This window comes from Methylobacterium sp. Leaf89, from assembly GCF_001422215.1.
In the GTDB taxonomy this organism is placed as follows: domain Bacteria; phylum Pseudomonadota; class Alphaproteobacteria; order Rhizobiales; family Beijerinckiaceae; genus Methylobacterium.
The window spans coordinates 662,539-681,966 of the sequence record NZ_LMML01000028.1 but is presented as its reverse complement, the minus strand read 5'-3'; the positions used below and the strand labels follow the sequence as shown (position 1 = coordinate 681,966).

The 19,428-nt window shown below is 71.1% G+C and carries 22 protein-coding genes; 12 read left to right on the top strand and 10 right to left on the bottom strand.

The window, feature by feature from the left end; all coding sequences use genetic code 11:
- Positions 1–12: 12 nt before the first annotated feature.
- A complete protein-coding gene (locus ASF18_RS14390) occupies positions 13–414 on the bottom strand; it encodes a helix-turn-helix transcriptional regulator (protein WP_056214719.1) in 402 nt (133 codons plus the stop codon).
- 481 nt (positions 415–895) lie between these two features.
- Between ASF18_RS14390 and ASF18_RS14385 the strand changes: the two genes are divergently transcribed.
- Entirely contained in the window at positions 896–1,231 is a 336-nt protein-coding gene (locus ASF18_RS14385; protein WP_056214716.1) for an antibiotic biosynthesis monooxygenase, read from the top strand.
- A 483-nt stretch (positions 1,232–1,714) separates the two neighbouring features.
- Positions 1,715–3,217, top strand: coding sequence for an exopolysaccharide biosynthesis polyprenyl glycosylphosphotransferase (locus ASF18_RS14380; protein WP_056352501.1), 1,503 nt, complete (start codon positions 1,715–1,717; stop codon positions 3,215–3,217).
- A 40-nt stretch (positions 3,218–3,257) separates the two neighbouring features.
- On the opposite strand, the gene ASF18_RS14375 is transcribed toward ASF18_RS14380, so the two are convergent.
- Complete coding sequence (locus ASF18_RS14375) at positions 3,258–3,746, bottom strand: Fur family transcriptional regulator (RefSeq protein WP_056214709.1); 489 nt, start codon at positions 3,744–3,746, stop codon at positions 3,258–3,260.
- 132 nt (positions 3,747–3,878) lie between these two features.
- Here ASF18_RS14375 and ASF18_RS25080 point away from each other — a divergent pair, with 132 nt between their 5' ends.
- The 3 genes from ASF18_RS25080 to ASF18_RS14365 are packed head-to-tail and all read left to right on the top strand — an operon-like array spanning position 3,879 to position 5,755.
- Positions 3,879–4,010, top strand: a complete 132-nt coding sequence (locus ASF18_RS25080) for a hypothetical protein (RefSeq protein WP_274534726.1) — start codon at positions 3,879–3,881, stop codon at positions 4,008–4,010.
- A 9-nt stretch (positions 4,011–4,019) separates the two neighbouring features.
- Positions 4,020–4,892 carry an ABC transporter ATP-binding protein gene (locus tag ASF18_RS14370; protein ID WP_056352499.1) on the top strand — a complete coding sequence of 291 codons (873 nt, stop codon included), beginning with the start codon at positions 4,020–4,022 and terminating at the stop codon, positions 4,890–4,892.
- Between the two features lie 38 nt (positions 4,893–4,930).
- Positions 4,931–5,755, top strand: coding sequence for a metal ABC transporter permease (locus ASF18_RS14365; protein ID WP_156389722.1), 825 nt, complete (start codon positions 4,931–4,933; stop codon positions 5,753–5,755).
- 49 nt (positions 5,756–5,804) lie between these two features.
- Here the strand turns inward: ASF18_RS14365 and ASF18_RS14360 are convergent, their stop codons facing one another.
- The gene (locus ASF18_RS14360; RefSeq protein ID WP_274534725.1) at positions 5,805–6,407 is read right to left on the bottom strand and encodes an exopolysaccharide biosynthesis protein; all 603 of its coding nucleotides are present in this window, start codon (positions 6,405–6,407) and stop codon (positions 5,805–5,807) included.
- A gap of 333 nt (positions 6,408–6,740) precedes the next feature.
- Between ASF18_RS14360 and bcsS the strand changes: the two genes are divergently transcribed.
- Complete coding sequence (gene bcsS / locus ASF18_RS14355) at positions 6,741–7,460, top strand: cellulose biosynthesis protein BcsS (protein ID WP_244472708.1); 720 nt, start codon at positions 6,741–6,743, stop codon at positions 7,458–7,460.
- Here the strand turns inward: bcsS and ASF18_RS14350 are convergent.
- Positions 7,432–9,072 (bottom strand): cryptochrome/photolyase family protein, encoded by a 1,641-nt coding sequence (locus ASF18_RS14350; protein WP_082487606.1) that lies wholly within the window; start codon positions 9,070–9,072, stop codon positions 7,432–7,434. The two genes, bcsS and ASF18_RS14350, sit on opposite strands and share 29 nt — an antisense overlap.
- Before the next feature lie 234 nt (positions 9,073–9,306).
- On the opposite strand from ASF18_RS14350, the gene ASF18_RS14345 reads away from it, so the two are divergent.
- Complete coding sequence (locus ASF18_RS14345; RefSeq protein WP_056352493.1) at positions 9,307–10,173, top strand: formyltransferase family protein; 867 nt, start codon at positions 9,307–9,309, stop codon at positions 10,171–10,173.
- Between the two features lie 50 nt (positions 10,174–10,223).
- On the top strand, positions 10,224–10,394 hold the full coding sequence (locus tag ASF18_RS23105) for a DUF2256 domain-containing protein (protein ID WP_200917600.1): 171 nt from the start codon (positions 10,224–10,226) through the stop codon (positions 10,392–10,394).
- A gap of 111 nt (positions 10,395–10,505) precedes the next feature.
- On the opposite strand, the gene ASF18_RS23750 is transcribed toward ASF18_RS23105, so the two are convergent.
- From ASF18_RS23750 to ASF18_RS14325, 4 genes are read right to left on the bottom strand one after another with little or no spacing between them, the layout of a single operon-like run.
- On the bottom strand, positions 10,506–11,093 hold the full coding sequence (locus tag ASF18_RS23750) for a nucleotidyltransferase family protein (protein WP_056352491.1): 588 nt from the start codon (positions 11,091–11,093) through the stop codon (positions 10,506–10,508).
- A 5-nt stretch (positions 11,094–11,098) separates the two neighbouring features.
- Positions 11,099–12,124, bottom strand: coding sequence for a molybdopterin-binding protein (locus tag ASF18_RS23745; protein WP_056352489.1), 1,026 nt, complete (start codon positions 12,122–12,124; stop codon positions 11,099–11,101).
- Positions 12,121–12,822: an XdhC family protein gene (locus tag ASF18_RS14330; protein ID WP_056352487.1), complete on the bottom strand. Its 702-nt coding sequence runs from the start codon at positions 12,820–12,822 to the stop codon at positions 12,121–12,123. The genes ASF18_RS23745 and ASF18_RS14330 overlap by 4 nt, the downstream gene beginning before the upstream one ends.
- Positions 12,823–12,831: 9 nt before the next feature.
- The gene (locus tag ASF18_RS14325; RefSeq protein ID WP_056214682.1) at positions 12,832–13,155 is read right to left on the bottom strand and encodes an XdhC family protein; all 324 of its coding nucleotides are present in this window, start codon (positions 13,153–13,155) and stop codon (positions 12,832–12,834) included.
- A 195-nt stretch (positions 13,156–13,350) separates the two neighbouring features.
- Here ASF18_RS14325 and ASF18_RS14320 point away from each other — a divergent pair, with 195 nt between their 5' ends.
- The 3 genes from ASF18_RS14320 (at position 13,351) to ASF18_RS14310 (ending at position 15,795) form a co-directional block, all read left to right on the top strand.
- Complete coding sequence (locus ASF18_RS14320) at positions 13,351–14,502, top strand: branched-chain amino acid ABC transporter substrate-binding protein (RefSeq protein ID WP_056352485.1); 1,152 nt, start codon at positions 13,351–13,353, stop codon at positions 14,500–14,502.
- Positions 14,503–14,806: 304 nt separating this feature from the next.
- Positions 14,807–15,079, top strand: coding sequence for a translation initiation factor IF-1 (gene infA / locus ASF18_RS14315; RefSeq protein WP_056178999.1), 273 nt, complete (start codon positions 14,807–14,809; stop codon positions 15,077–15,079).
- 428 nt (positions 15,080–15,507) lie between these two features.
- A complete protein-coding gene (locus ASF18_RS14310; protein WP_056352483.1) occupies positions 15,508–15,795 on the top strand; it encodes a helix-turn-helix domain-containing protein in 288 nt (95 codons plus the stop codon).
- Between the two features lie 36 nt (positions 15,796–15,831).
- Here ASF18_RS14310 and parC read toward each other — a convergent pair whose 3' ends face one another.
- Together parC and recO are read right to left on the bottom strand one after the other, a co-directional pair.
- Positions 15,832–18,081, bottom strand: coding sequence for a DNA topoisomerase IV subunit A (gene parC / locus ASF18_RS14305; RefSeq protein ID WP_056352481.1), 2,250 nt, complete (start codon positions 18,079–18,081; stop codon positions 15,832–15,834).
- A 53-nt stretch (positions 18,082–18,134) separates the two neighbouring features.
- Entirely contained in the window at positions 18,135–18,875 is a 741-nt protein-coding gene (gene recO, locus ASF18_RS14300) for a DNA repair protein RecO (RefSeq protein ID WP_056275272.1), read from the bottom strand.
- Positions 18,876–19,004: 129 nt separating this feature from the next.
- Here recO and ASF18_RS14295 point away from each other — a divergent pair, with 129 nt between their 5' ends.
- Positions 19,005–19,421: a hypothetical protein gene (locus ASF18_RS14295; RefSeq protein ID WP_056352479.1), complete on the top strand. Its 417-nt coding sequence runs from the start codon at positions 19,005–19,007 to the stop codon at positions 19,419–19,421.
- Positions 19,422–19,428: the final 7 nt, after the last annotated feature.

The following is a 19,428-nucleotide window of genomic DNA, read 5'->3' as shown; positions in this document are numbered from 1 at the left end:
CTCGGCGAGCCCCTAACCGGCGGCGGCGGGCTCGGGTGCCTGCTTGCCCATCTTCGCGGCCGTCCGCACGATGGCGAGCACGTCGCGGCGCAGTTGATCGTCCTCGATCAGCGCGTAGGCCCGCAGCAACTCGATCGCGCCCTGCGCGCTGAGGAAGCCGAAGACATCGGACTGGGTGCCGCCAACCTCGTCTTCCTCGAAGAAGGCCGAGACCGGAACTTCGAGAAGACGGGCGATCTCGCGCAGGCGCCCGGCACCGACGCGGTTCTGCCCCTTCTCGTACTTCTGTACCTGCTGGAAGGTCACGCCCACGGCGGTCCCGAGCGCGGTCTGGCTCAGGCCGCGCGCCTTGCGCAAAGCGGTGATCCTCAATCCGACGAGGCGATCGACGTCGGTAGTCTGCTTAGGCATCATCTCTCGATTCAGTCCCTATAGAAATTTTCAGCCCCCGCCCGGACCAGCCCCGGGGACGATGAGGTTGGAGCGCTTTCGTACGAAGGCGTGCAGGATTCCTTAAGTTCATTCGCCACGAAACCAAGGCAGTCGATCAACGATTGAACGTGGTGGTAGAGACTATCCTTGTCTGCAGTCGAACGCCACTGGATGTTTACTCCGCATGAGCATCGGAGGTGACCGTTCTGAGAGCTTGACCACAAAGCTGGCACGGATTGCAAGCGCGACGTTGCGATCGTCCCTCGCGAGTTTCGCTGCACCGCGAACGCACCCACGGCTCCGAATGCCTGACGAACCGGGCGCGACCGGGCTTTCATCGGGCGGTCCGCGCCGGGCCGGAGCGCGGCGCATCCGCCGCACCGGATGGCTTTTCGTGCCCCTATGCCCCAGGTTAGAGGTGTCGCACGGGATCGTCCGAGACGCCGAAAAACCCAGGTGGATCATGTATATCGCAATGAATCGCTTCAAAGTCGTCAAGGACGCGACGGAAGACTTCGAGCAGGTTTGGCTCGGCCGCGACAGTCATCTCGGCGAAATGCCGGGCTTCGTGGAGTTCCATCTCCTCCGCGGTCCTGAAGGCGAGGACCACGTGCTGTACGCCTCCCACACCATCTGGTCGTCGAAGGCGGATTTCGAGGCCTGGACCCGGTCGGAACAATTCCGGAAGGCCCACGGCCGCGTGCCGTCGACCAAGCCCCTCTACCTGGGCCATCCTCAGTTCGAGGGGTTCGAGACGATCCAGACCGTCGCACGGCCCGATTCGGACGCCGCCGCCTGATGCGTGGGGACCTCTCGCGGCAGCCGCGTGGCCGGTCGGATCGACCCGGCGTGACGTGTCCCGGGTCGAGACGTGGCGGGGCAACCCGGCGAGGCGCGGCCGGCCCGCCGCGCCGGCCGCGCCTGAACCAGGGGCGTCGGGCGGAGGCCGGGATCGATCCCCAGCGCCCGGGCGCTCCGGGTCGAACGATAGTCGTGCGCAACCCTCTGCGCGGGACCGACGTTGTGGGGCGGTATGCGCGACCGGACGCATCCGCAGGATCGCGGGACGGCGCCTCAAGGGCCCACCGGAAGAGGTCCTTCTCGGAGCAACCTGTCGAACGCGCGACCCCGTCGCGGTCGAGACCCCGCGCCGCGCCGTCGGACGAGAGCAACGGACTCCGGGCCCGTGTCTTGCACCGATCGTCTCGGCATCCCTAACCGGTCCGTAATTTCGGTTCAGTTTCGGACAGTCTTCGCATCAGGACGGGACAGAGCGCTCCAGATGTTTCATGACCGAATCCCAGCCGCTCTCGAGAAGCTTCCGGTGTCGCGGGCGCGCCACGATGTCTGGGCGGCGCTTCTCCCCCGACGCAGCCGCACCGCGTTTCGGATCGGGCTCTCGGCCGCGACCGCCATTGCCGATATCCTCGTCATCGTCAGCGTCGCCGCGGGGATCGACGCCGCCTACCGGACGGCCTTCGACGTCACCGGGCCGGTGGCGGGACACAGCGGCAGCTTCGAGCTCGCCGCCCTGGTCGCCCTGTTCGTGCTGCTGACGAACCTCGTCCGCGAGGACTACCATATCGAGACGCTGCTCGCCCGCCGGCCGCACCTGCGGCGGGCGACGACGGTCTGGATCGGGGCCTGGGCCGTCGTGCTGCTGATCGGCTTCGCCACGAAGACCACCCATGAGTATTCGCGCCTGGTGTCCCTGGGGATGTTCGCCGGCGGCCTTCCGGCGATGCTGTTCGCCCGCGCGACGATGCTGCGCCTCGTCCGCAGCGCGGCGACATCGACATCAGGCAACACCAACCGGATCCATCTGGTCGGCTACGAGGAGGATATCGCGCGCTTCTATGCCCACAACGACCCCGAGGCCCTCGGCCTGCGCGTGATCGGCACGAGTTATCTGCGTCAGGTCGACCCGACCGGCGACGCGGCGGCCCGGCACGCCCAGAGATCGGAGGATCTCGATCTCGCGGTCTCCGTGGTGCGCTTCCTGCGCCCGGACGATGTGTTCATCCTCCTGCCCTGGTCGGACGCCTCGGACATCGAGCGCTGCATCGACGCTTTCCTGCGGGTGCCGGCGGCCCTCCACCTGCGCCCCGGCTCGGTGATGGATCGCTTTCCGGACCTCGCCCTCGCCCGGGTCGGCCGCCTCTTGGGCATCAATATCGGGCGTCGCCCGCTCCAGGCCGGCGAGTTGTTCCTGAAGCGCAGCCTGGACCTGACCCTGGCCCTGATCGCCCTGGTGCTGCTGAGCCCGCTCTTCCTCGTGGTGGCGGCGCTGATCAAGCTCGACAGCCCGGGTCCGGTGTTCTTCCGGCAGAGGCGGTACGGCTTCAACCAGCAGCCCTTCGGCGTCTTCAAGTTCCGCAGCATGAAGGCCGCTCCGGAGGAGGTCTTCAAGCAGGCGACCCGCAACGACAGTCGCATCACGCCGATCGGCCGCGTCCTGCGGCGCTCGAACATCGACGAGCTGCCTCAGCTCATCAACGTGGTGCTTGGCGAGATGTCCCTCGTGGGGCCGCGCCCCCACGCCCTGGCGCATGACCGCAGCTTCGAGAACCGCATCGCCCTCTACGCGCTACGCCACAACGTGATGCCGGGCATCACCGGCTGGGCGCAGGTGAACGGCCTCCGGGGCGAAACCCTCACCGACCTCGACATGCAGCGGCGGGTCCAGCACGACCTGCACTACATCGACAACTGGTCGATCTGGTTCGACCTGCGGATCCTGTTCATGACCGTGTTCTCGCCCCGCGCCTACGAGAACGCGTGCTGAGCCGACGGGCGGCCCGGCGCGAGGCCGCGGGCGTGCCCGCTCACTCCGCGGTGGTCCGGCCGAGGCAGGCACCGCACTCGCCCTCGACCTCGAGGATGCGGCTCGTCGGCTTGAAGCCGGCCTTGGCCAGGGTCCGGCCGAGCTGATCCTCCACTTCCGGCGAGGTGGTCTCGTCGATGGTGCCGCAGTTCCGGCAGATCAGGAAGACGAGGCCGGCGCCCTCGGTGTGGGCGTGGCCGCAGGACACGAAGGCGTTGCGGCTGGCGATCCGGTGCACGAGTCCGTGCTCGGTGAGGAAATCCAGGGCGCGGTAGACCGAGACCGCCGCCACGCGCCGCCCCGGCTCGCTTAGGGTCTCGGCGATGTCGTAGGCGCCCATCGGCCGCGTCTGCCCCGCCACGGCCGCCAGCACGTCGCGACGCAGGCGGGTGAATTGCAGGTCGCGCTCGCGACACAGGCGCTCCGCCCGGGCGATCGCTTCTTCCGCCCCGCCGCAACCGTGGTCATGCGTCGCCGCATGGTCGTGCATGATCTGCCCCGTGAACCCGGCCCGTTGAACTGCCCGAGTGTTACAGTGTATCACCGCCAACATAAGCCGGCGCTCCCGTTCGGGCAAATGATCCATCGGTGACCCGAGCCCCGCCGTGACCCAAGCCCCGCCGTGATCCAAGCCCCGCGCCCCCCTGCCGCCCTCCGCCGCTCGCTGTTCCAGGCCGGCGCATCCTTGCGCTTCGCGGTGGCGCTGGTCCTGACCCTCCTGCTCTGGGCCGCCATCCTGTGGGCCTCCCGATGAGTCGTGACCATGAGCTGTGATCTGCCCGGCGCCATCACGCTCCACGGGCTGACCCTGGGCTACGACCGCCACCCGGCGGTCCACCACCTCGACGGGGTCATTCCGCCCGGGGCCCTCCTCGCCCTGGTCGGGCCGAACGGGGCCGGCAAGTCGACCCTCCTGAAGGGCATCGTCGGTGAGATTCCGTGTCTCGAGGGCCGGATCGCCCGTCCGGGTCTCGAGGAGGCCATCGCCTACCTACCGCAGGCGGCGGAGATCGACCGCAGCTTCCCCCTCAGCGTCCTCGATCTCGTGGCCATGGGCCTGTGGCGGCGCCTCGGCCCCTGGCGGAGCGCGCGCCGGCATCGGGCGACGCTGCTGGACGCCCTCGCCGCCGTCGGCCTCGCCGGATTCGAGGCGCGCCTGATCGGCACCCTGTCGGGCGGCCAGTTCCAGCGGGCCCTGTTCGCGCGCCTGATCGTGCAGGAGGCCCGCGTCCTCCTCCTCGACGAGCCGTTCACGGGGGTCGACGGACGCACCACGGCCGACCTCCTGGCCCTGGTCCGCGCCTGGCACGGGCAGGGCCGCACCATCGTGGCCGCCCTCCACGATCTCGGACAGGTGCGGAGCCACTTCCCGCTCACGCTCCTGCTCGCGCGGGAGCGCGTGGCCTGGGGACCGACCGAGCGGGTGCTCACGCCCCAGAACCTCGCCCGCGCCCAGAGCCTGTCGGAGGCCTGGGACGAGGATGCCGCGGTTTGCGGCCGGCACGAGGAGCCGGGCCCGCCCCACGACCACGACCACGACCACAGTCCCGACCATGACCACGGCCCCGATGGGCGCCATGCGCATCCGCATGCCCACGACCATGGGGCGGTACGCGACCGGGGGCACGCCGCGTGATCGACCTCCTCTTCGGTCCCTTCGTCGAATTCGGCTTCATGCGCCGGGCCCTGGTCGGCTGTCTCGCCCTGTCGCTCTCGGCCCCGCCCGTCGGCGTGTTCCTGATGCTGCGGCGCATGAGCCTGATGAGCGACGCCATGAGCCACGCGATCCTGCCCGGGGCGGCGGCAGGCTTCCTGGTGGCGGGGCTGTCCCTGCCGGCCATGACCCTGGGCGGCTTGGCCGCCGGCCTCGCGGTGGCGCTGCTGGCCGGCTTCGTGACCCGATCCACCGTGATCAAGGAGGATGCGAGCCTCGCGGCCTTCTACCTGATCTCGCTGGCCGGCGGCGTCCTGCTGGTCTCCCTGCGCGGCTCGCAGATCGACCTGCTGCACATCCTGTTCGGCAGCGTCCTCGCCCTCGACGACCCGGCCCTCTGGCTCCTCGGCGGCATCGCCACCGTGACGCTGTTCGGGCTGGCGGCGATCTATCGGCCCCTGGTGATGGAATGCGTCGATCCGCTGTTCCTGCGCACGGTCAGCCGGGCCGGCGGCCCGGTGCACTACGCCTTTCTCGGCCTCGTGGTGATGAACCTCGTCGGAGGCTTCCAGGCCCTCGGCACGCTGCTGGCGGTGGGGCTGATGCTGCTGCCGGCCATTGCGGCGCGGTTCTGGGCGGCGGACCTGTCGGGCATGATCCCGGTCTCGGTCCTGATCGCGATGCTGTCGAGCGTGGTCGGGCTCAGCGTGTCCTACCAGGCCGATCTCCCGACCGGGCCCGCGATCGTACTCGCGGCGGGCGGCTTCTACCTGGTCTCGATGCTGATCGGGCGCCGGGGCGGCCTGGTCCGCCGGCTGGTGCGGGCGCGCCATCTCGAAGCCTGACGGGCGCAGCGCCCCTCGGAGCGCGGCGATCCTCGGCGCGGTCCGTCCGTCAGAGAGCGAACAGGCTCATGAGGCCGGAGATGATCGCATAGACGAAGCCGGCATTGAGGAGGACGCCCACGGCGCCGATGGCGAGGCCCCCCAGAACCACGACGCCGTCGCGCTCGACGAGGCCGAGGCCGACGAGGCAGATGGCGAGGCCGAGGGGGATCTGCCCCACGATCGGCGCGGCTACGATCAGGGCCAGCGACAGGGTCAGCAGGATGAGGCCGACGCCGCGCATGCCGAGGGCGGTCTCGAACAGGCTCATGCGCGGGCGCGACCAGTGCTCGAGGCGGCGCAGCAGCGGCACGGCCCGGCTGGCGGCCCGCTCGACGTCGCTGCGGGCGACGGACCGGCGCAGCAGCGCGCGGGGCAGCCAGGGCGAGGCCATGCCGGCCGTGATCTGAATCGCCACCAACAGCAGCAGAAGACCGCAGACCAGGGGGATCGGCGGCGGCATCGGAAGGCAATTGGGCAATCCGAGGATGACGATGAGGAGCGCGAAGGCGCGATCCTTCAGGACGGCGACGATCTCGCCGACGGTCAGCCGTTCCCCTTCCTGCTCGGCGAGCACGGTGAGAACCTCGGAAGTTCTGGCAGCTGGTGACAAGAAAGCTCGGCCATTGGCGACGGTCCTGAGCCGGGCTGTAGCCGAGATGGGCGCCGAGGCCAAGCGGCGCATCCGCGCGCCGGGAAGGCTCCGAAATGCGGTCCTCGAACGGATCCACCCGGTCCTGGAAATCGACTCGCGCACAAATAATCAATCTCAGGTTGCGAAAGATCTCGGTTAGTTGCGATGAGGTATCTTGACCAGATGTGTTCTGTGCGATGGGTCGGAATACAATCAGAAACTTATATTTTTATGCTATGCCCATTATAGATTGATTCCGCGGCCCGGCGCCATGACCGCCAGGGCGTCCTCGGGGTCGAACCTGGGACGCCCGTGCGCGCGACGACCACAGCCCTGTCCGAGGCGAAGCGAAAGCCCAGGCGGTTCGTCGTGCCGGCCGCCTGCGCCGCCGGTCTCCTCGGCACGCCGGCCCTGTCCTCCTCGCCGGCCTCGCTCGTCCTGTTCGGAAGCCTGGAGGCGAGCCCCTCCGTCTTCGTGACCACCGGGGCGAAGCTGGCACTGGACCGGGTCGACCGGGAGGGATTCGTGGCCCTGGGGAGCCTCGGCGGCCAGCGCCGCCGCGAGGGCGCCGCCACGCGCGACACCGCGATCGGCGCCGTCGTGCTCGGCTACCAGTGGTTTCGCGACTGGGGCGTCGTGGCGGCCTATGCGGGGCCGGAGGGATCGATGGAGGTGGTGTCGGGCTGCGGCTGCGTGCAGGCCCTGCCGCCCCGCTTCGGCCTGCGCCTCCACGGCGAGGTGTGGGCCCACCCCACCGACGCGACCCTGTTGGCCGCCACGCTGGTCACCGGCACCACCCGCATGAGCGCCTGGGGTCGCCTCGCCTGGGGCTATCGGCACTGGGGCGCCTATCTCGGACCCGAGATCGCCTTCTCCGGGGACGGGACCGGCTACCGGAAGTGGAACGTCGGCCTGCACGCGACGGATTTCGCCCTCGGCCGCTTCAGCCTGCGCCTCTCGGCCGGGCTGCAGCTCACCGGCGATCAGGACCCCGGCCCCTATCTCAGCCTTTCCGTCTGGACGCCCTGGTAGCCGTGTCCCGGGCCGGATGGCGGGCCGGCTTCGACCGGGGCGGCGCCAGGGCGAGGGTGCCCTGGTCGGCCGGGGCGGCCGGCGGCGCCGCGTCGAGCCCGTCGAGGAAGCGCGCCGCGTCGTCGAGGATCGCGGCGCGCTTCGTCGGGTCCATCCGCGCCAGGGTGCGGTAGGGCATGGCGAGGCGCGGATTGTCCGCCAGGCGCTCCGCGTGCCGGATGAGGAAGTTCCAGTAGAGATAGTTGAACGGGCAGGCCGATGGACCGGTCTTCTTGGCCACGTCGTAGGCGCAGCCCCGGCAGTAATCCGACATGCGGTTGATGTAGGCGCCCGAGGCCGCGTAGGGCTTCGAGCCCATCACGCCGCCATCGGCCCAGAGCACCATGCCGTGGACGTTGGGCAGCTCGACCCATTCGTAGGCATCGGCGTAGACGACGAGGTACCATTCCTCCACCTGCTCGGGGGCCAGGCCGGCGAGCAGGGCGAAGTTGCCGGTCACCATCAGGCGCTGGATGTGATGGGCGTAGGCGTGGGTGCGGGTGGCGCCGATGCACTGCGCCAGGCAGTTCATCGCGGTCTCGCCGGACCAGTAGAACCACGGCAGATCGCGGGTGGCCTCGAGGGCGTTCGACGCCGCGTAGTCCGGCATCCGGGCCCAGTACAGGCCGCGCACGTATTCGCGCCAGCCGAGGATCTGGCGGATGAACCCCTCGACGCAGTGAAGCGGGGCCTCCCCGGCGCGATAGGCGCGCTCCGCCGCCCGGCAGACCTCCTCCGGCGTCAGCAGCCCGGCATTCAGCGCCGGCGCGATCAGTGCGTGGTACAGGAACGGCGCGTCCGCGCGCATCGCGTCCTGATAGTCGCCGAAGGCCGGAAGGCCGACGGCGAGGAAGTGCTTGAAGGCGGCGATGGCCTCGGCCCGGGTGACCGGCCAGGCAAAGGCGTCGGTCTCGCCGAAGTGATCCGCGAAGTCGCGCTCGACCAGGGCGATGACCTCCTGGGTCACGGCATCGGGCGGGAAGCCGACGCGCTCGGGCACGCCGTGGCCCTTCGGCAGCCCCTTGCGGTTCTCGGGGTCGAAGTTCCAGCGGCCGCCGGTCGGCTCGGTCCCCTCCATCAGCAGGCCGGTGCGGCGGCGCATGCCGCGGTAGAACGTCTCCATGCGCAGGCTCCGGCGGTCGCCGGCCCAGGCGGCGAAGTCGGCGCGGGGGCAGAGGAAGCGGTTGTCGTCGCGAATCTCCACGGGCGGGCCGAGATCGGCGCGCCAGCCCTCCATCATGGTCCAGACCCGCCACTCCCCGGGTTCGGTGACGACGACGCGGTCTACCGCGTGGCGCGCGACGGCGCGTTCCAGCTCACCGGTGAAGCTGCCGGTGTTGCCCGGGGCATCGAGGCGAACATAGTCGACGGTGATGCCCTCCGCCTCCAGCTCCGCCGCGAAGTGGCGCATCGCCGAGAACAGGAAGGCGATCTTCTGCTTGTGGTGGCGCACGTAGGTGGCCTCGGCCCGCACCTCGACCATCAGGACGACGTCGTGGTCCGGATCGAGATCGGTGAGGGTGGCGATGCGGCGGGTGAGCTGGTCGCCGAGGAGGAAGCGGAGCGTGCGGATGGCGATCAGCCCTCGGCCTGCCGAAGAGCCCGCAGATCGTCCCGCGGCGGGCGCCGGCCGGGCGCTCGTCCGCCCGCGTTGCCGATGACGATCTCCCGCCTCATGCGCGCTCCCATATTCATGCCCGCTCCCAATTCGCTCCCGATGCGGTAGGTATGGCGGATGCCGGGGACGGGGAGCCGTCCCCGCGCGGGATCGACCGATCCGTGACGTCGCAGGACCGTCGGGAGCCGCATGAAGTTCGCCTTTGCCGGAATCGATTTCCTCGGCGGCGTGTTCGAGGCCCTGATCGGGGCGGGCTGGACGCCGATCAAGCTGTTCACCCGGCCCTGCGACGGGATCTACGACCACAACGAGGCGGTGGTGACGCAGGCCCGCCGCCACCGCGTGCCGATCCAGATCTCGCGGATGCGGCCGGAGGACCTCGCCGGGCTCGCGGAGGCGCAGGGCCGGGACTGGGCCCTGGTGGTGGCGGGCTATCCCTGGCTGATCCGGGGCTGGCGCGGGCGGTGCGCCTACGCGCTCAATTTCCACCCCTCCCCGCTTCCCCTGGGCCGCGGACCCTACCCGCTCTTCAAGGCGATCTCCGACGGGCAGCCGGACTGGGGCGTCACCGCCCACGTGCTGGCCGAGGACGGCTTCGACACCGGCGACATCCTGGCCCAGGAGCGCTTCCCGCTCGCCGCCCTGGAATCGCACGAGACCCTGCTGGCCAAGTGCCAGATGGCGGCGCGCCGCATCGCCGCCGGCCCGATCGCCCGGGACCTGCCCGCTCTGTGGCGGACGCCCGCTCCCCAGGGCACCGGCTCCTACTGGCCGCGGGTGACGGATGCGGATCGCACCCTCGACTTCCGCGCCGAGGTCGAGGCGATCCTGCGCCGGGTCCGCGCCTTCGGCACGATCGAGACGATCGCCCGGGTCGGCGAGTCCCGGGTCTACGTGGCGGCGGCCGAGGGCTGGCGCGAGGCGCATCGGCATGCGCCGGGGACGGTGGTGCAGCGCTACCGCCGCCACGTCGTCATCGCCGCCCGCGACGGCTACATCCAGCTCACCCGCTGGAGCCCGGTCCCGGTCAGCGAGGCCGGACAGCTGGGGCGGTAGGCTGCCCTATATCGAAGCGACCCCTCCACGAAAGCGATCGAGCAGACCCCATGGCGCGGATGCGCAAGAAGGCCGATCTTCCCAACAAGATCTGCGTCCAGTGCGGCAAGCCCTTCGCGTGGCGTAAGAAGTGGGAGCGGGTCTGGGACGAGGTCCGCTACTGCTCGGACCGCTGCCGGGCCGAGGCCAAGCGCGCGCCGGCACGGGCGCCGCAGGACTGATACGGGCTCCGCTCGATCGGAGCGGTGCCCGTCTCGGCAAGCCTGCGCGGCGCTGGAGCGAGGCCCAAATCCGCCATCCCGAAGGGATCAAACGGATTTGGAGGAGCCCCCTCAGCGGAGGGCCGCGAGACCGTCCGGCGTGTCGACGTCCAGGCGCACACCCGCATCCATCGCGCATTCGAGCACGTCGGCGCGTCCGGCGAGCAGCCGTCCGGCGCCCTGGTCACCCGAGAGACCGGCGAGGGCGGGAGCCAGGAGGCGCAGGTTCAGGAGGACCGGGTTGCCACGCACGCCCGCATGGATCGGCACCACCGCCGCGGGGGCCGGCTCCGCCCGGCGGAAGGCGTCGGCCAAATCCTGGAGGTGGCGGGCGGTCACCCGCGGCATGTCGCCCAGCAGCACAAGCGCGCCGCCAACCCCCGCCGGCAGGGCCGCGAGTCCGGCCTGGAGCGAGGTGGCGAGACCGTCCGCATAGGCCGGGTTCACGACCCGGGCGAGGTCGAGCCCGTCGAGGGCGGCGCCGACCCGGCCGGCATGGGCGCCGAGCACCGCAACCACCGGGCCGAGCCCGGAGGCGATCGCGGCCTCCGCGGCGTGGCGGACGAGCGGCCGCCCGGCCAGCGGCTGCAGCAGCTTCGGCTCCGCGCCGAAGCGCGTCCCGCGCCCGGCCGCCAGGAGGATGAGACCGAGTTCAGGCATCGTTCTCAGGCATCGTCTTCGGCCGGGTCGCCGCCGGAGCGGGGCTGGGGCCGCGACCCGATCTCCATGAGGAGCCCGCCGACACCGAGGGCGACGATGTCGGCCCGGGTCACTTCGAGGCCGGCGAGCAGCCGGTGCAGCACCCAGTCGAAGCCGTTCTCCTTGGGCGAGCGCGCACAGCCCGGCGCGCCGATGACCGGCACCGCGGCGACCCGTCCGACCAGGAGGAGGTTGCCCGGGTCCACCGGCATGCCGAGATGCGCGACGTGGCCGCCCGCCGCCTCGATCCCGGCGGGGATCACGTCGCGCCGGTCGGCGATGGCCGAGGCGCCGAACACCACCACCAGCTCGGCGCGATCCTCCGTGACCGCGGCCCGGATCGCCTCGGCCACGGCCTCGCGGCGGTGGGGCACCCGGGCGTCGGTGACGAGGGCGGCGCCCGTCGGGGCGAGGCGGTGGCGCAGGTTGGCGAGGGTCTTGTCGATGGTTGCGGGCTTCAGGCCGGGCAGCAGGGTCGAGACGACGGCGACCCGGGTCAACCGGTAGGGCGCCACCGCGAGCGCCCCCGCGGGCGCGGCGCCGCAGGCCCGGTCGAGGGCGGCGCCCGGGACCGCATAGGGGATGATCTTGACCGTGGCGACCATCTCGCCGGCCACCACGGGCTTGTAGGGCGCGAGCGTCGCCACCGTGATCGCCTCGTCGACGCCGTTGACGGCGTCGACGGCGGCCCGGTCGATGTGCAGGAGCCCGGCGGTCGCCGCATGGAGGTTGCAGCGGCCGGTGAAGGGCAATTCGCGGCGCAGGTGCGGACCGGCGAGATGCGCGGCGAGACGTTCGGCCGCCGGATCCTCGGCCACGTCGCCCGGCTCGAGGGTGACGGCCACGAGTTCGGACAGCCCGGCGGCCGCGAGGCGCGCGGCGTCCTCGGCCGGGATGACCCGGCCCTTGCGCAGGGTCACGTCGTGGGAGCGCACCGTATGGGCGGCGATCAGCCCGGCAGCCTCGCGCGTCGGGACGGCCCCGAACTTCACGCGGCGGCTCCGGTGCGGGGGGTGCGCTGCGCGGCGATGATCTGCGCCAGGATCGAGACCGCGATCTCGGCCGGGCTGACGGCCTGGATGGAAAGGCCGATCGGCGCCGCGATCCGGCCGATCTCGGCCTCCGCGAACCCCGCCTGGGTCAGCCGGCCGACGCGGGCCGCGTGGGTTTTGCGCGAGCCGAGGGCTCCCACATAGAAGCACCCCGCCCGGAGGGCTGCGGCCAAGGCCGGATCGTCGATCTTCGGATCGTGGGTCAGGGCCGCCACGGCGCAGTAGCGGTCCAGGGGCGGGACCGGACCGGCCAGGGCGTCGTCCGGCCATTCGGCCACGAGGTCGATGCCGGGGAAGCGTTCCGGCGTCGCGAAGGCGGTGCGCGGATCGATGACGGTGACGGCGAGATCGAGGGCGCGCGCCATCGGGCACAGCGCCTGGCTGATATGGACGGCACCGATCACCACCAGACGCACCGGGGGCGCCTGCACGGTGAGGAAGACCGAGCGGCCGTCCGCCTCGGCGAGGCCGCTCTTGCCGGAGGCGAGGTGGCGGGCGAGGAGGTCGCCCAGGGGATCGCCGGCGATCTCGGCCTCGCGCACCACCCGCTGGGCCCCGCCGTCGAGGTCAGTCACGAGGATGGCGGCGCGGCGCGCGGCGCGCTCGGCGTTAAGGATGGCGAGGGTCTCGAGCTGCATGCCGGCGCCTCAGGCCACGGACTCGACGAAGACGCGGATGCGCCCGCCGCAGGACAGTCCGACCCGCCAGGCGGTCTCGTCGGCCACGCCGAATTCGATGATGCGCGCCTGCCCGTCGGCAATCGCCTCCAGGCCCTCGGTGATCACCGCGCCCTCGACGCAGCCGCCCGAGACCGAGCCGAGGAAGTTGCCCTCGCCGTCGACCACGAGGTGACTTCCCACCGGCCGCGGCGCCGAGCCCCAGGTCTCGATGACGGTGGCGAGCGCCACCGCGCGCCCCTCGCGACGCCAGGCTTCGGCCGCGCCGAGAATGTCGTTGTCGGTGGAAAGCATGGTCCTGGCGAACTCCGGCGCGGGATCCGGCCCGCTGCGTGGAACTGGAATGAAAACCCGATAGACCGAGGTAAGGTCCCGCGCCGCCGTGGCAATGCGCACCGGGCGGCGCGGCCACCGGGGCGTGTCTTCCCGCACCGACCGGGCGCCCCTATCGTGGGGCCGCGTCACCCGCCCCGATGGAGCCCTGCCCCGATGCCCAGCCTCCGCGCCACCGCCTTCGCCTTCGCCGGCCTGCTGATGGGTTCGGCCTCCGGCTCCGCGGAGGCCCAGGTCCGCATCGGGCTGTCGGCGCCGCTGACCGGCCCGGATGCCGCCTTCGGACAGGGCCTGCGCCTCGGCGCCGAGCAGGCGGTGGCCGATCTCAACCGGGCCGGCGGTGTCGACGGGCAGCGCCTGGTCCTGGTGGTCGCCGACGATGCCGGCGAGGGCAGGCAGGGTCTCGCCGTCGCCCGGCGGTTCGCCGCCGAGCGGGTCGGCCTGGTGGTCGGCCCCTTCAATGCCGGCGTCGTGGGGCTGGCGATGCCGGTCTACGAGGAGGCCGGCATCGTCGCCGTGACGCCGGGCACCGGCTCTGCCGCGCTGACGGCCAAGGGCCTTTGGAACGTGTTCCGCACCGTGCCGAACGAGGCCGAGCAGGGGCGGCTCGCCGGCGCCTACCTCCTCGGCCGTCACGGCGGCCAGCGCATCGGCCTCGTGCACGACAAGAGCCCGTTCGGGCGCGGCCTCGCGGAGGGCGTGAGCCGCGTGCTCAAGGCCGCGGACCAGCCGGAGGCGGCCTTCGAGACCCTGACCCGCGGCGAGCGCGACGTCTCCGGACTGGTGGCGCGCCTGAAGCGGGCGCGGGTCGAGGTGGTGTATTTCGGGGGCCTCGCACCTGAGGCGGCCGTGCTCCTGCGCGGCCTGCGCGACGCCGGCGTGACCGCGCCCCTGGTGGGCAGCGACGGCCTCCTCGATCCGGCCTTTCCCCAGGCGGCCGGCCCGGCGGCCGAGGGCACGGTGATGACCCTCGCCGCCGACCCGCCCCGGCTGCCCGAGCCGAAGACACCCGATGCGAAGGCGACGAAGGGTCCCCGCAGCCCGGACGCGAACGCGGTGGCCGCCCAGGCCTATGCGGCCGTCGAGGTCCTGCGCCAGGGCGTCCTCGGCGCCGGATCGGCGGAGGGCCGGGCGGTGGCGGCCTACCTGCATGAGGGCCGGGCCCTGCGGACGGTTCTCGGCGACCTCGCCTACGATGCCCGGGGCGACCTGAAGCCCGATCCCCGCCGCCCGGCCACGGTCCTGCAGGCCTGGAAGCGGATGCCGGATGGGCGGATCGACTTTGCGGGCAACGACGTCACCCCGTGAGTCGAGTCTGCCCGCCGCCGCCGTCGCGCGTCCGGCCGGCCGGAAGCGCGACGGAGCGAAATCGCGGGCCAAATCTTGATCTTTCCGAATCCACGTCGGATCCGCGCGCGACTTGTGCCGGGTTCATCACCGGCCTGCATCGGGAAAAGCTTGCTTCCGGCCGATCCGGACATTATGTCGGGGCAACGCTCGCCGGTGTTGCGCATCCGATGGGATCGGACCCGCCGCCCGCCGCGTTTTGCCGAACGGCTTCGTTTTGTGTCCCGGGTCGCCCCTTTTCAGGCCGTCCGGCTGGAGAGTGTGGATGGCGAAAGAAGAGTTGATGCAGTTCGACGGTCTCGTGATCGAGATCCTGCCGGACGCGCGCTACCGCGTGCAGCTCGACCAAGGGCACGAGATCGTGGCCTATACGGCCGGCAAGATGAAGAAGAACCGCATCAAGACTCTGGCCGGCGACCGCGTCACCGTCGAGATGTCGCCCTACGACCTGGAGAAGGGCCGCCTCGTGTTCCGGCACAAGGACGAGCGCTCCTCCGGTCCGCGCCCGCCCATGCGGGGTCAGTTCCGCCGCCGCTGACTCAAGCGGCGCGACCCGGCTTCTCGCCTTGTAGGGATTCCTGTGCGGCAAGACTTGGTTTCCCGGGCCTTGCAGTGTGTGTTTGGCCCGGTTGACGACTGTCTGCCGGTCCTTGACGGATCTCCACCGAGCTCCTCGACCTGTCTCCTGCCATTGACGGACATGCGCCAACGGCGCGGTCTTGGGCATGACCAGCGCGCTCCCTACGGTCATCGAGACGAGGTCTATCTGCGCTCTGCCGAACGCGCCATGACCGATGTCGCGCGAAGTGCGGTGGTGGATTTCCTCGCGGCCCATCCGCAGGCACGCGAGGTGATTCCGGGACCTAGCGGCCTTCGGAAGGTTCGCGTTCTCTTGACCGGGCGCGGCAAGCGCGGCGGCGCCCGCGTGATCTCGTTCTCTGGGGGCGATGAGCGAGGGACGACGCGATGTTCGCCGAGTTGGCGCTGAGCCTGAAACAGGCGGTCGCCCATGCGCGCGGGGACATCGGAGCCGGGTTCGGCATCCACGTCCCGCAGGACATCGACGTCGCCGCGATCCGAAAGGCGACGGATCTCTCACAGGATGCCTTCGCCCGTCGGATCGGTGTCGCCGTCGGCACCCTGCGGAACTGGGAACAGCGCCGTCGCCAGCCCGAAGGACCGGCCCGCATGCTCCTGGCGCCCCTCCAGCGAAACCCGCGCCTCGTCGAGGAAACGCTCGGCCAGACGCCCTGAAATTCGCGTCCAGGCGCCTGGGGCCGACCGCGCCTTCTACTTCCCGAACCGCTCGAACTTCGGGAAGCTCCGGGTCATCAGGGCGCCGGCGTCCGAGCGGTGGCCCAGCCATTTCTCCAGAATCCCCGCATTGGCGAGGCGCGCCTCGCCGCCCGCCTCGCGCCAGGGCAGCCCTTCGGCCAGAGGGAAGACGTGGGCGTCGGTGAGCGTGGTCTGGCGGCAGCGCTGCAGGCGCACGCCCTTGCCGCGCACCATCTCGGGCAATTCGCTCAAGGGGAAGACCAGCATCAGCCGGTCGGCACTGCACACCGCCACGTGGTCGCCGGTGGCCGGCACCAGCACGGCGGCCGTCGCCGGCGCGTCGAGGCCCATGATGCCCTTGCCCTTGCGGGTGTTGGCCACGAGCGCATCGGCCGGCGCCAGGAAGCCGCGCCCGTCGGTGGCCGCGACCAGAACCTTGGCGCCCGGCTGGTAGGGGATGGCCGCCACGATCTCGGTGCCGTCGTCGAAATCCACCATCAGGCGGATCGGGTCGCCGAAGCCGCGCCCGCCCGGCAGCTTGGCCGCCTCCAGGGTGAAGACCTTGCCGTTCGAGGCCAGCACCAGGATCTTGGCCGTGGTCTCGCTGGGAAAGGCGAGCTTGAGGCCGTCGTCGCCCTTGAAGGCGACGCCCGAGAGGTCGGCCACGTGGCCCTTGAGGGCCCGGATCCAGCCCTTGTTGGAGACGATGACGGTGATCGGTTCGCGCTCCACCAAGGCGGCGGCGAAGTCGATGCCGGCGGTGTCGGGCGGGTTCTCCAGGGTGGTGCGCCGGGCGCCGATCTTGGTCTCGGGACCGAAGGTCTTCTTCACCGCGCGGATCTGCTTGGTGATGTCGGCCCATTGCAGCTTGTCGGAGCCGAGCAGCCCGTCGATCCCCTCCTTCTCCAGGGTCAGGGCGTCGAGCTCGCGCTTCATCTCCATCTCCTCGAGTTTGCGGAGCGAGCGCAGGCGCGTGTCGAGGATGGCGTTGGCCTGCACCTCGGTGAGTTCGAAGCGCTTCATCAGGGCGGGCTTCGGCTCGTCCTCCTCGCGGATGATGCGGATCACCTCGTCGAGGTCGAGATAGACGATGAGCAGGCCGCCCAGGATCTCCAGGCGGCGGTCGATCTGGCCGAGGCGGTGGCGCGACCGGCGCTGGAGCACGACGCGGCGGTGGTCGAGCCACTCGCGCAGGGCCTCGGCGAGGCCGATGACGCGGGGCACCAGCCCGCCCACCAGCACGTTCATGTTGAGCGAGATGCGGGATTCGAGCTCGGTGAGCCGGAACAGCGATTCCATCAGGATGACGGGATCGACGTTGCGGGCGCGCGGCTCCAGCACGATGCGGACGTCCTCGGCCGATTCGTCGCGCACGTCGGCGAGCAGGGGCAGCTTGCGCTCCTGCAGGAGCTCGGCGAGCTTCTCGATCAGGCGGGCCTTCTGCACGCCGTAGGGGATCTCCGTGACCACGATGGTCCAGGTGCCCCGCCCCAGATCCTCCTTGGCCCAGCGCGCCCGCACGCGGAAGCCGCCGCGCCCGGTGCGGTAGGCCTCGGTGATCGATTCGGCGCTGTCGATCAGGATACCGCCGGTGGGGAAGTCCGGCCCCTTCACGAAGGTGAGGAGCTGGGCGGAGGTCGCTTCGGGATGGCCGATCAGGTAGAGCGCCGCGTCGCAGAGCTCGGCCGCGTTGTGGGGCGGGATCGAGGTCGCCATGCCCACCGCGATGCCCTGGGAGCCGTTGGCCAGCAGATTCGGGAAGGCGGCGGGGAGCACCACCGGCTCCTCCTCCTGCCCGTCGTAGTTCGGGCGGAAATCCACCGAATCATCGTCGAGACCTTCGAGGAGGAGGCGCGCCACCTCCGTCATCCGGGCCTCGGTGTAGCGCTGGGCGGCGGCGTTATCGCCGTCGATGTTGCCGAAATTGCCCTGCCCGTCGACCAGCGGATAGCGCTGCGCGAAGTCCTGCGCCATGCGCACCAGGGCGTCGTAGGCCGCCGTGTCGCCGTGCGGATGGTACTTGCCGATGACGTCGCCCACGATGCGGGCGCATTTCTTGAAGGCCGAGGTCGGATCGAGCTTCAGGAGCCGCATGGCGAACAGGATGCGGCGGTGGACGGGTTTGAGCCCGTCGCGGGCATCGGGCAGCGCCCGGTGCATGATCGTCGACAGCGCGTAGGCGAGGTAGCGATCCTCGAGCGCGGTCTTCAGCTCGACGCTCTCGATGCCATCGGGACTCGATGGCGGCTCGAAGGGCTGGCCCATCACGAACTCCCGGGCCTCAGACGACCCAATTCAGAACAAAACACGAACGGAATTTAGGCGCTTCCCGTGCCCAATGCAACGAAGCGCGCGCGCTCCTCGGGCACGGGGATCGCGCGCGGTCCCCAGATGTGCTGGTCGAGGAAATACCCCGTCAAGGTAAACCCCGCGGTAACGTCCCGGGCGTCCGGCGTCATCGGCAGGGACGCACCCGGCGCCCGGGCCCGCAGGAAGTCCGGCAGCGCCAGGAGCCGGTCGCGATAGGGCTCGCCGGCCGAGGCGCTCACCGCCCGCCCGCTGCGGGGCGAGACGTAGATCAGCGCGTCGTTGCCCCCCGTGGCGGCGCAGGCCGCCAGGTCGAGCCCGAAGCCGAGCTCGGCCAGGATGGCGAGTTCGAAGCGGACCATCAGCGGCGGGGCGATGTCCGGGTCGTGCAGGTGCGCCACCAGGAGGCCGGCTGCCTCGAACAGTTCGGGATGGGGGTCGCGCTCGGGCAGCAGGCGGAGCAGGCCCGCGAGATGGCTCATGCCGTAGAGGGCGAGCCCCGACCCCATCAGCCGGGCGGCGACGGATTCGACGGGCTCCACCGCGAAGGCGCCCAGGCTCTCGTCGAGGCGCGCCCGCCAGGTGGCCTGCACCCGGTTACCGGCCTGCAGCACCGGCTGCATCCGGCGCGAGCGCCCGCCATGCACGAGCCCGAGGTGGCGGCCGTGGGTCCGGGTCATGAGTTCGAGGATGACGCTAGTCTCGCCCTGGCGGCGCAGGCCGAGCACCAGGGCCTCGTCGGTCCATTGCATGCCCGTGTCTTACGGCGCCGTCGAGGCGATGCAAGCGCGCTGCGTCCATTCCGGTTGCAAGTGGACACGGTTTCCCCCAAGACGGGAAATCCGATAGGCTCGCCATCACACTGAGTCGAGCCTGCCCCGATGTCCCTGCCCGCGCGCGCGGCCCGCCGCCGCCCCGCCCTTGTCCTCGCCGCCCTGCTGCCCCTCGCGGCCTGCGGGCCGCGGGCATCCATCCCGACGCCCGCCGCGACCGCGCCCCTGCGGGAACGGCTCGCCGCCTTCGCCCTCGGGCAGGCCGCGTTCGGCGCGGTCTCGCTGATCCCGGTGCGGTTCGCGCACAGCCGGGTCTCGCAGCCGTTCCAAGACGCCGGCCGCACGCTCTACTGCCTCTCGAGCCGGATGACGGGACGCACCTTCGGCCGCGCCGAGCGGCCGAAGATCGTCGTGCAGGAGGCCGGCGGCGTCCTCACCCGCGTCGACGAGGATCCGGAGATCTGCGAGGGGCACCGGACCGAGCCGCTGCCGGAACTGGAGGCTTTGGCGGCCGGCCGGGGCTGAGGCACGC

Bases quoted from the DNA above. Each gene is read 5' to 3' on its own strand.
- ASF18_RS14390 (WP_056214719.1), bottom strand. From the start codon at position 414: ATGATGCCTAAGCAGACTACCGACGTCGATCGCCTCGTCGGATTGAGG.
- ASF18_RS14385 (WP_056214716.1), top strand. From the start codon at position 896: ATGTATATCGCAATGAATCGCTTCAAAGTCGTCAAGGACGCGACGGAA.
- ASF18_RS14380 (WP_056352501.1), top strand. From the start codon at position 1,715: ATGTTTCATGACCGAATCCCAGCCGCTCTCGAGAAGCTTCCGGTGTCG.
- ASF18_RS14375 (WP_056214709.1), bottom strand. From the start codon at position 3,746: ATGCACGACCATGCGGCGACGCATGACCACGGTTGCGGCGGGGCGGAA.
- ASF18_RS14370 (WP_056352499.1), top strand. From the start codon at position 4,020: ATGAGCTGTGATCTGCCCGGCGCCATCACGCTCCACGGGCTGACCCTG.
- ASF18_RS14365 (WP_156389722.1), top strand. From the start codon at position 4,931: ATGCGCCGGGCCCTGGTCGGCTGTCTCGCCCTGTCGCTCTCGGCCCCG.
- ASF18_RS14345 (WP_056352493.1), top strand. From the start codon at position 9,307: ATGAAGTTCGCCTTTGCCGGAATCGATTTCCTCGGCGGCGTGTTCGAG.
- ASF18_RS23105 (WP_200917600.1), top strand. From the start codon at position 10,224: ATGGCGCGGATGCGCAAGAAGGCCGATCTTCCCAACAAGATCTGCGTC.
- ASF18_RS23750 (WP_056352491.1), bottom strand. From the start codon at position 11,093: ATGCCTGAACTCGGTCTCATCCTCCTGGCGGCCGGGCGCGGGACGCGC.
- ASF18_RS14330 (WP_056352487.1), bottom strand. From the start codon at position 12,822: ATGCAGCTCGAGACCCTCGCCATCCTTAACGCCGAGCGCGCCGCGCGC.
- ASF18_RS14325 (WP_056214682.1), bottom strand. From the start codon at position 13,155: ATGCTTTCCACCGACAACGACATTCTCGGCGCGGCCGAAGCCTGGCGT.
- ASF18_RS14320 (WP_056352485.1), top strand. From the start codon at position 13,351: ATGCCCAGCCTCCGCGCCACCGCCTTCGCCTTCGCCGGCCTGCTGATG.
- infA (WP_056178999.1), top strand. From the start codon at position 14,807: ATGGCGAAAGAAGAGTTGATGCAGTTCGACGGTCTCGTGATCGAGATC.
- ASF18_RS14310 (WP_056352483.1), top strand. From the start codon at position 15,508: ATGTTCGCCGAGTTGGCGCTGAGCCTGAAACAGGCGGTCGCCCATGCG.
- parC (WP_056352481.1), bottom strand. From the start codon at position 18,081: ATGGGCCAGCCCTTCGAGCCGCCATCGAGTCCCGATGGCATCGAGAGC.
- recO (WP_056275272.1), bottom strand. From the start codon at position 18,875: ATGCAATGGACCGACGAGGCCCTGGTGCTCGGCCTGCGCCGCCAGGGC.
- ASF18_RS14295 (WP_056352479.1), top strand. From the start codon at position 19,005: ATGTCCCTGCCCGCGCGCGCGGCCCGCCGCCGCCCCGCCCTTGTCCTC.